Annotated in this window: 15 protein-coding genes; 3 read left to right on the top strand and 12 right to left on the bottom strand. The window is 56.5% G+C overall.

All coding sequences use genetic code 11. The features are described 5' to 3' along the window. Positions 1–152: 152 nt before the first annotated feature. The 4 genes from ahcY to D9N13_RS05215 form a co-directional block, all read right to left on the bottom strand. Positions 153–1541, bottom strand: coding sequence for an adenosylhomocysteinase (ahcY, locus tag D9N13_RS05230; RefSeq protein WP_290586883.1), 1389 nt, complete (start codon positions 1539–1541; stop codon positions 153–155). A gap of 27 nt (positions 1542–1568) precedes the next feature. Next, positions 1569–2729 carry a methionine adenosyltransferase gene (gene metK / locus D9N13_RS05225; protein ID WP_290586880.1) on the bottom strand — a complete coding sequence of 387 codons (1161 nt, stop codon included), beginning with the start codon at positions 2727–2729 and terminating at the stop codon, positions 1569–1571. A gap of 33 nt (positions 2730–2762) precedes the next feature. After that, a complete protein-coding gene (locus tag D9N13_RS05220) occupies positions 2763–3749 on the bottom strand; it encodes a metalloregulator ArsR/SmtB family transcription factor (RefSeq protein WP_290586878.1) in 987 nt (328 codons plus the stop codon). Between the two features lie 103 nt (positions 3750–3852). Continuing rightward, positions 3853–4491, bottom strand: coding sequence for a 2OG-Fe(II) oxygenase (locus D9N13_RS05215; RefSeq protein WP_290586875.1), 639 nt, complete (start codon positions 4489–4491; stop codon positions 3853–3855). Positions 4492–4658: 167 nt separating this feature from the next. Here D9N13_RS05215 and D9N13_RS05210 point away from each other — a divergent pair, with 167 nt between their 5' ends. Then, positions 4659–5111 carry a DUF805 domain-containing protein gene (locus D9N13_RS05210; protein ID WP_290586872.1) on the top strand — a complete coding sequence of 151 codons (453 nt, stop codon included), beginning with the start codon at positions 4659–4661 and terminating at the stop codon, positions 5109–5111. A gap of 47 nt (positions 5112–5158) precedes the next feature. Here the strand turns inward: D9N13_RS05210 and D9N13_RS05205 are convergent, their stop codons facing one another. Then, positions 5159–6109, bottom strand: a complete 951-nt coding sequence (locus D9N13_RS05205) for a LysR family transcriptional regulator (protein WP_290586869.1) — start codon at positions 6107–6109, stop codon at positions 5159–5161. A 202-nt stretch (positions 6110–6311) separates the two neighbouring features. Here D9N13_RS05205 and purE point away from each other — a divergent pair, with 202 nt between their 5' ends. Continuing rightward, positions 6312–6794: a 5-(carboxyamino)imidazole ribonucleotide mutase gene (gene purE, locus D9N13_RS05200; RefSeq protein WP_290586868.1), complete on the top strand. Its 483-nt coding sequence runs from the start codon at positions 6312–6314 to the stop codon at positions 6792–6794. Then, positions 6794–7912, top strand: a complete 1119-nt coding sequence (locus D9N13_RS05195; protein WP_290586865.1) for a 5-(carboxyamino)imidazole ribonucleotide synthase — start codon at positions 6794–6796, stop codon at positions 7910–7912. Before purE ends, D9N13_RS05195 begins: the two co-directional genes overlap by 1 nt. Here D9N13_RS05195 and D9N13_RS05190 read toward each other — a convergent pair. From D9N13_RS05190 to rsxA, 7 genes are read right to left on the bottom strand one after another with little or no spacing between them, the layout of a single operon-like run. Next, entirely contained in the window at positions 7909–8172 is a 264-nt protein-coding gene (locus D9N13_RS05190) for an RnfH family protein (protein WP_290586861.1), read from the bottom strand. The two genes, D9N13_RS05195 and D9N13_RS05190, sit on opposite strands and share 4 nt — an antisense overlap. A gap of 19 nt (positions 8173–8191) precedes the next feature. Next, positions 8192–8878: an electron transport complex subunit E gene (locus D9N13_RS05185; protein ID WP_290586858.1), complete on the bottom strand. Its 687-nt coding sequence runs from the start codon at positions 8876–8878 to the stop codon at positions 8192–8194. Then, positions 8875–9507 (bottom strand): RnfABCDGE type electron transport complex subunit G, encoded by a 633-nt coding sequence (locus tag D9N13_RS05180; RefSeq protein ID WP_290586855.1) that lies wholly within the window; start codon positions 9505–9507, stop codon positions 8875–8877. Before D9N13_RS05180 ends, D9N13_RS05185 begins: the two co-directional genes overlap by 4 nt. A gap of 8 nt (positions 9508–9515) precedes the next feature. Beyond that, on the bottom strand, positions 9516–10631 hold the full coding sequence (locus tag D9N13_RS05175; protein WP_290586852.1) for an RnfABCDGE type electron transport complex subunit D: 1116 nt from the start codon (positions 10629–10631) through the stop codon (positions 9516–9518). Continuing rightward, positions 10628–12097 (bottom strand): electron transport complex subunit RsxC, encoded by a 1470-nt coding sequence (gene rsxC, locus D9N13_RS05170; RefSeq protein WP_290586849.1) that lies wholly within the window; start codon positions 12095–12097, stop codon positions 10628–10630. The genes D9N13_RS05175 and rsxC overlap by 4 nt, the downstream gene beginning before the upstream one ends. A gap of 1 nt (position 12098) precedes the next feature. Continuing rightward, complete coding sequence (locus D9N13_RS05165) at positions 12099–12623, bottom strand: RnfABCDGE type electron transport complex subunit B (protein ID WP_290586846.1); 525 nt, start codon at positions 12621–12623, stop codon at positions 12099–12101. A 10-nt stretch (positions 12624–12633) separates the two neighbouring features. Beyond that, on the bottom strand, positions 12634–13206 hold the full coding sequence (gene rsxA, locus D9N13_RS05160; RefSeq protein WP_290586843.1) for an electron transport complex subunit RsxA: 573 nt from the start codon (positions 13204–13206) through the stop codon (positions 12634–12636). Positions 13207–13337: the final 131 nt, after the last annotated feature.

The raw sequence follows: 13337 nt of genomic DNA, 5'->3' as shown, positions 1-13337 counted from the left end.
TGCTCACTTATCCTCGCATTTAAGTGGAGTCATCGCCCGATGCGAGTGCGTTGGTCTGAACAGGTGATTGGGGCATCAGCGGCCATGGATAGGCTGGTAGCGTTCCCAATTCACCTGTTCAGACTGAAGCACGGGAACGCTACGGCTATAAATTAATACTTATAGCTATCCGGCTTGTAAGGCCCATCCACCGGTACATTAATGTACTTGGCCTGGTCGTCGGTCATGCGGGTAATCACGCCGCCAAAACCACGCACCATTTCCGCCGCCACTTCTTCGTCCAGCTTTTTGGGCAGCACTTTTACGTACAGTGCGGCTTGCTTGTCGGCCTCCGGCAGGTCAGCGAATTTGCGTTCCCACAAATACATCTGCGCCAACACCTGGTTGGCGAACGAGCCATCCATGATGCGGGAAGGGTGGCCAGTGGCGTTACCCAGATTCACCAGGCGGCCTTCGGACAACAGAATCAGGTGATCATTGGTGTCCGCGTTGCGCACGATCTTGTGCACCTGGGGTTTTACTTCCTGCCATTCCCAGTTCTTGCGCATGAATGCGGTGTCGATCTCGCTGTCGAAGTGACCGATGTTACACACCACGGCGCCGTTTTTCAGATTCTTCAGCATGTTGGCGTCGCACACGTTAACGTTACCGGTGGTGGTGACCACCAGATCGGTGTTCTGCAACAAGGCTGTGTCGATGCTGGCTTCGGTGCCGTCGTTAATCCCGTTTTTGTAGGGTGACACCACTTCGAAACCATCCATGCAGGCCTGCATGGCACAGATAGGATCGATTTCGGTAATCTTTACGATCATGCCTTCCTGACGCAGGGAGGCGGCAGAGCCCTTGCCCACATCACCGTAACCGATGACCAGGGCTTTTTTGCCGGACAGCAGGTGATCGGTGCCACGCTTGATGGCATCGTTCAGGCTGTGACGACAGCCGTACTTGTTGTCGTTTTTGGATTTGGTCACCGCGTCGTTAACGTTGATGGCGGGAACTTTCAGCGTGCCCGCTTCCAGCATTTCCAGCAGACGGTGCACACCGGTGGTGGTTTCTTCAGAGATACCGTGAATGCTGTCCAGCATGTGCGGGTATTTGTCGTGCAAAACCAGAGTCAGGTCACCGCCGTCGTCCAGAATCATATTGGCATCCCACTCTTTGCCGTCTTTCAGAATGGTTTGCTCGATGCACCACCAGAACTCTTCCTCGGTCTCCCCTTTCCAGGCGAACACAGGAATACCGGCGGCGGCGATGGCAGCGGCGGCGTGATCCTGAGTGGAAAAGATGTTACAGGAAGACCAGCGCACGTCCGCACCCAGCTCGATCAGGGTTTCGATCAGCACCGCGGTTTGAATGGTCATGTGAATGCAGCCCATGATCTTGGCGCCTTTTAAGGGCTGATCCGCTTTGTATTTGCTGCGCAGTGCCATCAGGGCAGGCATCTCACCTTCGGCGATTTCGATTTCACGGCGGCCCCATTCGGCCAGAGAAATGTCAGCAACTTTGTAGTCTGAGAAATTGTTTTCCAATACGGCATTCATAGTATTTGCCTCGTTTCTTCAAGTAAATTACAGGTTGGCAGCAGCGCGCAGGGCGTCGGCTTTGTCGGTGTTTTCCCAGGTGAAGCCCTGATCTTCACGGCCAAAGTGGCCGTAGGCAGCCGTGGGGCGATAGATGGGGCGACGCAGGTCCAGCATCTCGATCACACCGCGGGGGCGCAGATCAAAGTGTTCCCGTACCAGTGCGGCGATCTGTTCTTCGCTCACCTTGTTGGTGCCGAAGGTGTTGATGGAAATGGAAGTGGGTTCGGCTACACCGATGGCGTAGGAAACCTGGATTTCGCACTTGTCGGCCAGGCCGGCGGCAACGATGTTTTTGGCAACATAGCGGCCCGCATAAGCAGCGGAGCGGTCCACTTTGGAAGGATCCTTGCCGGAGAAGGCTCCACCACCGTGACGGGCGGCACCACCGTAAGTGTCAACGATGATTTTACGGCCGGTGAGGCCGCAGTCGCCTACCGGTCCACCAATGATAAACTGGCCGGTGGGGTTGATATGATATTTGGTATCCTTGTGCAGCCACTCAGCAGGCAGAACGTGTTTGACCACCTCTTCCATGATGGCTTCCTGCAGGTCGGCCAGTTTGATGTCTTCATCGTGCTGGGTGGACAGCACGACGGCGTCAACCGCGACCGGTTTACCGTTTTCATAACGCAGGGTCACCTGGCTTTTGGCATCGGGGCGCAACCAGGGCAGGATGCTGTTTTTACGCAGGTAAGCCTGACGTTGTACCAGTCGGTGGGAATAGTGAATGGCGGCGGGCATCAGCACGTCGGTTTCGTTGGTGGCGTAACCGAACATCAGGCCCTGGTCACCGGCGCCCAGATCTTTTTGTTCGCCTTCATCCACACCCATGGCGATGTCGGAGGACTGTTTGCCGATGGCGTTCAGCACCGCACAGGAGGCGCCATCGAAGCCCACGTCAGAACTGTTGTAGCCGATGTCCAGAATCACCTGGCGCACGATGTCTTCCAGATCCACATACGTGTTGGTACGCACTTCGCCGGCAATGATGGCCATACCGGTTTTCACCATGGTTTCCACGGCAACACGGGAATGGGGATCATCTTTGATGATGGCATCCAGAATGGCATCGGAAATCTGGTCGGCCATTTTGTCGGGATGGCCCTCGGAAACAGACTCGGAGGTGAAGATGGAATATTCGCTCATTGCACTCGGTTCCTTTTCAATCGGTCACAATAATCAGGAGTTGGGTTTATCAAAACGTCGTACCTGTATCTGAAAGCCATTACGCAATCCCACATACAGGCTGTCTGTACTCACCAATCCGGCATCGTTCGCCCAATCGGTCAATTCTTCCGGATCAAATCCAAGCCACAGATCACCGCAGCTTTGTTTGGCCCAGTCCTGATCGTGGCGACACAGGTCTGCCACGATCAAGGCGCCGTCTGCATTCAGCAATTGGGCGCAATCTTCAAATACGTCAGCGGGGGAGGGCACGTGATGCAGCACCATATTGCAGACGATGCGATCCACATGAATCCCCTGTTGCACGGCATCTTCCGTATCCGCCTGCAGCAGTTGAACGTTGTCCAGCGCTTGCTGCTGGCGCACGGTTTCTGCTTTGTCGAGCATTTCGCGGGAAATGTCGATGGCGGTGACCTGTTGAAACAGATCCGCCAGGGTGGATAAGAATGCCCCTTCTCCGGGGCCGATTTCCAGCGCCGTGTGGCCCTTATGTGGATTGGTTTGCAGCAGCAGGTCTCTTACGCTTTCTGCGTACTGATCGAACAGGGCAATCAGCTCCTGCTGCTCACGAAACTGCTCCGCGTGACGGTCAAAAAACTCGCGGGCCACCTCTTCCCGTTCCTGTTTGATGGCATCGATACGGGTGGCGGTGCCATCACTCAGCGCCACCTGGTCAATGGCGCTGTAGAGGGCTGCCAGTAATTGCCCCTGAGGGATACTGATATCCGCCAGCATGCGCCGGTAGAAAATGGAGTTGCCCTCGCGCCGGGTGGTAACGGCGCCCGCCTTGGCCAGGACTTTCAGGTGGTGGCTCATGGCGGGTTGTTTGGTATCGAAGATCTCACACAGCTCCATCACCCCGAATGAATCGGTGCGCAGGCTGCGCAGTATTTCCAGGCGCAACGGATCGCCGGTTCCTTTGCACAACTGGGCTAAGGAAGTTAGTTGATCGGCGGTGATGGGGGGGAGGCCAGCGTTCATGGAAAGGAATACTAGCAGCGATCGAAACCTATATCAAAGTTTTTTGATATAGGTTTTTTGCGCGAGATCAGACTGACCAATTACGAATCGGTAATCCTTCCGTTCAATAGTCGTCCTGGGCTCCCCGGCGCCATTTCTTCAACTTGGCACTCAAACCATGAAAAAAGCGGTGCTTGCTGTTGGCGGCTGCGTTGGTGAGGAAGTTGATCTGGATGGATTGGCGCTTGCCCTCGAATGACGGGTAGCCGTGCCAGCCGTGGTCGGTGACCTTGAAGGCCATCAGGGTGCCGGGCCCGGGTATGATCTCGTCGGCGTAGTCTTCCATGTCATCGCCGCTGCGCAACACCCGCAGGCGGCCGGTTTCGGCGGTCCAGTCTTCGTTCAGGTAGATGAGGATGGTCAGTACCTTGGTTTTGGAATCGGTATGGATACGGCCGTCTTTCTTGCGGGAGTAGCCACGCAGGGTGATCATCATGGGCAGGTCCATCACATCCACGTCGAACTTGTCGCACAGGATGCGGCGGAACTCGGGGGTATCCAGGGATTTCAAGAACTTATCGAATTCCGGGCCGACTTTCACGTCTTCCAGGTTGTAGCTGCCGCCATCCTGAATGGAGGGGAAGTCGGCAATGACCGCCTGCACAGCGTCGTCGGCAATGGATTTATCCACTGTGAAGTATGGGTAGGGCTCGGTATTGAGGTTGGCATGCTGCAGGGCGTCAAGATTAAGGATGTTGGTCATATTTTGATCCGAAACTGGGTTCGCGCGTGAAGATGGGTCAGGCCAAAAGTATAGGGAGTTTAGGGCGGGGGAAAAAGCGCTATTGGCCCATTGATTGACACAGGTAAAAGCTTTAGCGTTTCGAACTCTGAGTATTACAGTCTGAGTGTTACAGGTAGTTGTATCCTATGCCGTCATTTTTACTGGCCCTGATCGATGGCCGCATGAATCGAACCCACTATGTTGCGGTGGTGGTGGTGGCGTTGTATCTGCTGCCGTTGCTGTTGAGTGCCCTGTTCCGGGCGCTGGGAATTCCCCTTTTTTCGCTGGCGGCACTCAGCAGTGGGCCGGTGAGCCTGATGGCGTTCTGGTATCTGCAGATACCTTTATTCGCCTGGGCCACCCTCCGGCGGGTACAGGATGTGGGCTGGCCCCGCTGGGCCGCCGCCGTGCTCTGGCTTCCCATCGTGAATTTCGTGCTTTGGTTCTGGCCGGGGCAGGTCACTGCTAACCGCTGGGGTGAGCCGCCCCCGGCATCCGGCCGTTGGGTGAAAGGGTTGGCTTACGGGGCACCGCTGTGGATTATTCTGTCTTATCTGGTGCTGTTGTTGGTGCTGGTGAAAACCGGTCACCTAGGTTGAATGCGGATGCGGACCCGCTCCCGCGCTGAAATGGTTTGATTGCATGGCTATTGCCACGCCACGCCCATCCGTTGCAGTTCCCGTAACAGCTTGCTTTTGCCTTCGTCCTTCACATGGTTGAGAAAGGCCTCGGTAATCAGCGACAGTGGTTTTTCCCGCTGCCAGACAAAATACCAGTGGGTTGCAATGGGCAGGCTCTCAACATTGAGTACCGATAACCCCGCCTTGCCACCGAACACAAGTGTGTGAGCCGAGAGTATGGAGACGCCCAGCCCGGACATGACCGCATGCTTGATGGCTTCGTTGCTTTCAATGGTCATGTTGGAGTGCAACTCGATCTGCTTTTTCCGCAAAAATTCCTCAATGGCATAGCGTGTACCTGAGCCTGCTTCCCGCATCAGAAAACGCTCATTGCAGAGGTCGGTGATGGAGATGTGTTTGCGCTGGCTGAGGTTGTGTTTACTGGCGCTGATGGCCACCAGCGGATTAGGCAACAGCTCAATTTTCTCCAGCTTTGTGTCTTCCGGCGGATGGCTGATGACATAGAAGTCATCGCTGCCTTCCAGGAGCCTTTCCAGGATCTGCCGACGATTGCCGACTTTCAGTTGAATATCGACGTCGGGGTAGCGCTTGCAGAACGGCCCCAGCAGATGGGGTATGAAGTACTTTGAGGTGGTGACCACCGCCAGTTTCAGGGTGCCGGATTTCAGCCCTCTCAGGTCTGCCAGTTGCATGTCCAGTTGGGCGAATTGATCCAGCACCTTGCGGGCGGTAGCCACCGTGGCCAGCCCGGCATCGGTGAAGATCAGTTTTCTGCCGACCTGGTTGTACAGGGGGGTGCCAATGGCATTGGTGAGCTTTTTTACCTGGGCTGAGACCGTGGGTTGGGTCAGGTGCAGGGCTTCTGATGCGGCAGTGATGCCATCGTGTTCGTAAACCGCCAGTAGTATCTCCAACTGGCGTAAAGTACCGATGTGGGCGTGCAGGCGGCTGTGCATGAGGCTGATAATACATAGATGATTGTCTATGTATTTAATACATAATATCTATTTTTGTCTATTTAAATAATTTGGCAAGATAGCCGCCCGCGGCGTTTGGCGTTGCTATAGGCCTGCCCAGATGCTATAGCGTCTAATGTTGTGGTGTGGGTGCCGTTGCTTGCGCGTTCGTCACGTGGTTTATGAATTAACAGGAGTCAGTATGTCATTACCAATCGTCAGTATCATCATGGGGTCCCGTTCGGACTGGCCAACCCTGACGGAAGCCGCTCAGGTGCTGGATCAGTTGGGTGTGCCCTACGAAACCAAAGTGGTTTCTGCGCATCGGACCCCGCAGCGCTTGTATGAGTTTGCCGAACAGGCTGACGGGCGTGGCATTAAGGTGATCATTGCCGGTGCCGGTGGTGCGGCGCACTTACCGGGTATGACGGCGGCCATGACCTGCCTGCCGGTGATTGCCGTGCCGGTTTCCAGCCGCCAACTTAACGGCCTGGACAGTTTGCTGTCGATTGTGCAGATGCCCAGAGGGGTGGCGGTGGCCACGCAGGCCATCGGTGCGGCGGGCGCGTTTAATGCCGGTTTGATGGCAGGCCAGATATTGGCGTTGCAGGATGCCGAGCTGCGCAGCCGGTTGCAGGCGTGGCGTGCTGAGCAGACCCAATCGGTACCGGAGGAGGTGGAGTGATGCAGGTTGCCATTCTGGGCTGTGGCCAGTTGGCGCGGATGATGGCCCTGGCTGGAATCCCATTGGGGTTGCGCTTCAGTTTTCTGGCCCAGGCCGAAGAAGACACAGCGCCTGTGGAAGGCCTGGGTACGGTGTACAGGCTGACGGGTAACGAAAGCTTTGAGCAGATTCATGAGGGCTTGAACCGGCCTCAGGTGGTGACGGTTGAACGAGAACAGTTCCCCATTGCCGTATTGAGGGGGCTTGCGGAATATTGTGCGGTGCACCCCAACCCGGATGCCATCTACCGCTGTCAGCACCGTCTGAGACAGAAACGGTTGCTGCAGGAAGTGAAGGTACCGCATACCCCTTATCGGGTCATTGCATCGCCTGCGGCTTTGACCCAGGCAGCGGAGGATTTTGGATGGCCCCTGGTGATCAAGAACACCGAGGATGGTTACGATGGAAAGGCCCAGTGGCGTTTGCATAATGAAACCGATGGCGAGCGTTGGCAGCAGGATGTGAATCCCTTCGCCGGCGCGGATGATCGCTGGATAGCGGAACCCATGATGGCATTTGATGCCGAGATTTCATTTATCGCCGCCCGCAACCAACAGGGTGACCTGCTGGTGTACCCGGCCACGGAAAACGAGCATACCAATGGTGTGTTGGTGCAATCCCTGGCGCCGGCGTTGGCTGTACAACCGGTTGTGGTTGACGAAGCGGCTGCGGCAATAGAGCGGTTGCTGGGCCATCTGAACTACGTTGGTGTGATGGCAATGGAATGTTTTGTGACGGGTAACCAGTGGTGGGTTAACGAATTGGCGCCAAGAGTGCACAACAGCGGTCACTGGACCACAGAGGGTGTGACCACCTCCCAGTTTGAGAATCACATGCGTGCGGTGGTGGGCTGGCCATTAGGCAAACCCGACATGATGGGGGCGGTGGGAATGCTGAATCTGCTGGGAGTGCCGTTGAATCATGATGTGCTGCTGACGGAAGCGGCGTCTCTCAGCTGGTACAACAAGGCAGTACGGCCGGGACGCAAAGTGGGCCATATGGTATTGCGCGATGCGACGGCGCAAGGCGCACGGGAAAAACTGACGCAACTGCATGCCAGGATATACGGCAACGTCTAGTCGTCATCGTCGTCGTCATCCTCGTCCAGAACCCGTGTAATGGGGCGGTAGATCTCGATGCGGTCACCGTCCTGCAGCGGCTTGTCCAGTTTGGTGAACTTCCCGTAAATACCTACTTTCATGGTGCCCAGATTGATTTCGGGAAACTGCGTCAGCAAGCCGGATTGTTCAATGGCATCGGCTACGGTGCTGCTGTCATCCACCTGCAGTTCCAACCAGGATTGGGCCAGGTCACCCACGTATGCAACACTTACCTGCATGTCAGCGTCCTCCTGCAGACTAAGGCTCAATGGCGATCAGGTCGCGGGCGGCGCTGCGTTCCTGCCGCACTTTGGCCCAGCGATCGATAAGCCGTTTGATGGCGATCAGAAAGCCCAGCGCCATAAAGGCACCCGGCGGCAGAATAGAAAGCAGGATGCCGGAAAAATCGGGAATGATGGTCATCTCCAGCCAGGTAAAGCTCTCCCCCAGCAGCAAGGAAGCATGGGCAAACAGCGTACCGCTGCCAAGAATCTCACGCATACCGCCGATGGCAACCAGTACCCAGGTAAAGCCGATACCCATGGCCAGCGCGTCGGCCATGGCGGGCAGCACTGCGTTTTTGGAGGCAAAGCTTTCCGCGCGGCCGAAGATGGCACAGTTGGTGACGATCAATGCGATGAATAAGCCCAGTACTTTATACAGCTCGTGCAGCCAGGCGTTGATGGCCATGTCCACCAGGGTCACCGCAGAGGCGATCAGTACGATGAAGACCGGGATACGAACCTGTGGGGTAACGATGCCGCGAATCAAAGAGATAAGCGTGTTGGTGAGCAGCAGCACGGCCAGTGACGCGATACCCATGCCCAGTCCGTTGGTGGCGCTGGTGGTAACGGCCAGCAGCGGGCACAGGCCCAGCATCTGTCCCATGGCAACGTTGTTGTCCCATAATCCATCGCGAAAAATCTGTGAGTAGGATGTGGTCATGACGCGGGCTCCTTGTGTTGCTGTTGCCATTGTTCATAGAGCTGCAAACCGGAATAGACTCCCTTCACCATGGCCCGGGGGGTAATGGTGGCGCCGGTAAACTGGTCGAACTTGCCGTTGTCTTTCTTCACCGCCCATTGAATGTGGGAAGTGTTGGCCAGCGAGGCGCCATTGAATCCGCTGATCCAATCGTCTTTTTCCAGTTCGATTTTGTCCGCTAATCCGGGGGTTTCTTTATGATTGATCACACGGACCCCCAGTATTTCACCGTCACGGTCCACGGCCATAATGAAATTGATCGGCCCACCCCAACCCTGAACCTGAATCTGCAGGGCCGCACCGGCAAACTCATTGCCGAGCCGGGCAGGCAGTACTTCCACTGGTGCCGAGAACCATTGTGAATCGGTAATGAGTTCAGCGTCGGTCACCGGATCGTTGTCATAGCGGGATGCGGGCATCACCTGGGCCAGTAAATTGAGCTTGTCCATCAGTTCGTGTTGGGCGATCTGCTCCTGGGTGGCGCTGTTGCCGCCGATCAGCAGCATGCTCATCAGGTAGCACATGCCACCCAGCAATGCCGCCTGGTAACCCAGGCGGGTTCGATAGGTTGGGTTCAGAATCGTGGCCATAATCCCTCCTATTGAACTTTACGGGCGCTGATGTTTTTGATGGCGTTGCCGCGTCTGTCCCGGCCATAGGCGCGGGGTTTGACACTGCGATCTATCAGTGGCGTTAAGGCATTCATGAACAAAACCGCAAAGCCCACTGCTTCGGGGAAGCCGCCCCAGGTGCGAATCAAAAACAGCACCAGGCCACAACCGGCGCCGAAAATCAGCTTGCCGGTGTTGGTGGACGGCGAGGTGACGTAATCGGTGGCAATGAAAAACGCGCCCAACATGATGCCGCCGGAAGTTAGGTGTGACCAGGGATCAAGATAAAGCGAATCATCTATTGAGTGGAAGATTGCGGCCAGCAACAGGGTGCTGAGCAGCATCGAGACCGGTATATGCCAGCTGATGACACGGGCGCGCAGCAACCAGAGTCCACCCAGCAGGATGAGCAGCGCCGAGGTTTCTCCCAGGCTGCCCAGGGTATTGCCCACAAAGGATTGGCCCAGAGAATAATCCCGGGATGCCAGTTCAGCCATGGAGGCACCACCGTTGGCGGCCGCCTTGCTGGCCCCCAACAGTGTGGCGCCGGTGAAGCCATCGGGAATCCCCTGCTCACCGAAAAAAATGGCCAGCGATTGGGACAGCCCGGGTGCAATGTCGCTGCCCAGGGGCATTACCTGAACCCAGGTGGTCATCTGCACCGGAAAGGAGATCAGCAGCGCAACCCGTGCCAGCATGGCCGGGTTGAAAACGTTTTGCCCTATGCCGCCGTAGAGGTGTTTGCCAATGGCGATGGCAAAGAATGCGCCACCTGCGGACAGCCACCAAGGGCACCAGGGCGGCATGCTCATGGCCAACAGCCAGCCGGTGAGCAGGGCGGAGGCATCTTTCAGCCGCCATAGCGATTGACCCTGTAACCACAGGCATAATGCTTCAGTGGCGATGGCGGCCAACACAATACAGAGAAAGGTGAGGATGGCGGGTAGGCCAAACAAATAGAGTCCATATAAGGTGGCCGGTGTCAGCGCCAGGCACACCTGCAGCATGATGCGTTCAACGCTGGAGCGGTCATGGGCATAGGGTGCCGCGCGGTGGCCACCGCCTGCGGGTGCCGGGGAAGGAAGGTCAGCGTTCGCATTCATGATTCAGACTCCGCCGGGGATTTGGTTTTGCGGGAGGCGCGTTTCTTCGCTTTTTTGGCGGCGGCCTTGGCGGCCTTTTCCCGTTCCACGCGCTCGTTGCGCTGATCCATCAGGCGTTTGGTGTATTCCTGTTTGCTCTCGTTGTTGCGGCGTTCCCTCAGCTCGCCCTTGGCGTACTCAAAATATTGCACCAGCGGAATGTGAGAAGGGCACACATAGGCGCAGGAACCGCACAGAATGCAGTCGCGCAGACCGAAATCCTGTGCCTGATCGAAATCATCGGCCCCGGAATGCTTGGCCATTTCCAGCGGTACCAAGCCCATGGGACAGGCATCCACACAACGTCCGCAGCGAATGCAGGGGGCGGGCAGGTGCTCGTTCACTTCACGCTGGTTCAACGCCAGAACACCGGTGGTGCCTTTGATGACCGGGCTGTCGATGGATGGGATAATCTGACCCATCATGGGGCCTCCCATCAGCAGACGTGCCGGATGAGCGGTGAGCCCGCCACAGGCTTGAATCAAATCCCTCACCGGTGTGCCCAACAGTGCTTCCACGTTATGCGGTGTTTTGACGCAGGCGCCGGTGACGGTGACGATGCGCGAAATCAACGGTCGACCCAGACGTAGTGCCTGGTGAATGGCATACACGGTGCCCACGTTATGCACCAATACACCGATGTCGTTACTGCGGCCGCCGGCGGGCACTTCTTTACCGGTAACCGCCTGAATCAATTGCTTGGCGGAACCCATGGGATAGTGGGTAGGAACGTTGATGACGTTGATCATGCCGTAGGGAGCTGCCGCTTGTTTCAGGGCAGCGGTGGCGTCAGGCTTGTTGTCTTCGATGGCGATCACCACTTCATAGGCTTCTATGATGTGTCGAATCATGCGGGCGCCGTCGACGATGGCGGCTGCCTGTTCCTGCATCAAACGATCGTCGCAGGTGAGATAGGGTTCGCACTCGCTGCCGTTGATGATCAGGGTTTTGATCTCAAAGCGGCGCCCCTGGCGCAGCTTGACGGCGGCGGGGAAGATGGCGCCACCCATTCCCACAATACCAGCCTCTTCCACCCGGTCGGCCAGCTCATCCGGGCTTAGGGCCAACGGATCATTCAGGGTGGGCAGGTCCTTCCAGCGGTCTTCCCCATCGCTTTCGATGACCATGGCCACCGCCGGTAAACTCGAAGGATGTGGCGCCACAATGGGCTCAATGGCGGCGATGATCCCGGAGGTGGGTGCGTGCAGATTGGCGGACAGCGAACCACCGGAACGGGCCACCAGTTGTCCTTTCAATACTTTGTCGCCGACCTGCACCTGGGGGCGGGATTCCACCCCGGCATGCTGCGACAGGGGTAAATACAGTTTCTTGGGCAGCGGCAGTGCCGTAAGGATTGACCGTTCTGATGTCAGATCCTTTTTGGTTTCAGGATGAACGCCACCGCGAATGGATTTCAGGCCAAACATGTCAGGCTGCCTCGGGTTTGGTCCAGTGCCAGTTGTTCAACGTAACCGGCTCCGGCGCGAGTGTTATACAGTTTTCCGGACAGACATCCTTGCACTTTGAACAGCCGGTACAAGCTTTGCTGATGACCGCGTGAATTTGTTTGGTGGCACCGACAATGGCATCGGTGGGGCAGGCTTTATAACATTTGGTGCAGCCGGTACAGAGTGAAGCCTCGATGCGGGCCAGTTGCGGAACCGGAGCATCCCCCAGGCTGTTCAGATCCACATTCAACAACTCCGCCAGGGCCTCGGTGAGCGCCCGGCCACCGGGCGGGCAACAGTTAACAGCCGCAGTGCCTTCAACCATGGCTTCGGCCGCCGCGCTGCAACCGGGGAAGCCGCATTGTCCGCACTGACTGCCGGGCAGCAGGGATTCCACTTCGTTGACAATGGGGTTTTCCTCAACGGCAAACACTTTGGCGGCCACTCCCAAGAGCCAGCCCAATAATAATCCCAATGCAGTCAGTACCAGTGTGGCGGTAAACATGGTGGCCTCCTCAAATCATTCCACTGAAACCCATAAACACCAATGACAGCAAGCCGGCCGTAACCAGGCTTACCGGTGTGCCGGCAAACGTAGCGGGTACATTCGCCAGCGCAATGCGTTCTCTTAACCCGGCAAAGATAATCATCACAAGGCAAAAGCCCAAAGCCGATCCCATGCCAAATACCAGGCTTTGAATCAAACTGTATTGTTCGCGTATGTTCAGCAGGGCAACGCCCAGTACGGCGCAGTTAGTGGTGATCAGCGGCAGGAACACACCAAGATTCTTGTGCAGCAGGGGGCTGGTTTTGCGTACCACCGCTTCAGTGAATTGCACCACCGCAGCAATGATGAGAATAAAAGAAAGAATGCGCAGGAATTCGATGTTCAATGGCACCAGCAAAAGGTGTTCGATGATCCAGCTGGCGAGCGCAGACAGGGTTAAAACAAACGTGGTGGCGAGCCCCATACCAAAGGCGGCACTGAGATTATTGGATACACCCATCAACGGACACAGCCCCAGGAACTTAACCAGAACGATGTTGTTGACCAGTACGGTACTGATAAAAAGCAGCAGGTAATCCATAGTCCGTCACCCGTTGATTGGTGCCTAATGCGTTAAAGGTACATCACGAGGTTGGTTCGCCGAATGGCTACGGCATTGTCGCGATTGTCGCGTCTGACCCCTGATTTCGGGTGAAGGTGCATGATGTATGC

Source organism: Ketobacter sp. GenoA1 (assembly GCF_003671475.1).
GTDB lineage: Bacteria > Pseudomonadota > Gammaproteobacteria > Pseudomonadales > Ketobacteraceae > Ketobacter.
This window is presented reverse-complemented; position numbering and strand designations above follow the sequence as displayed.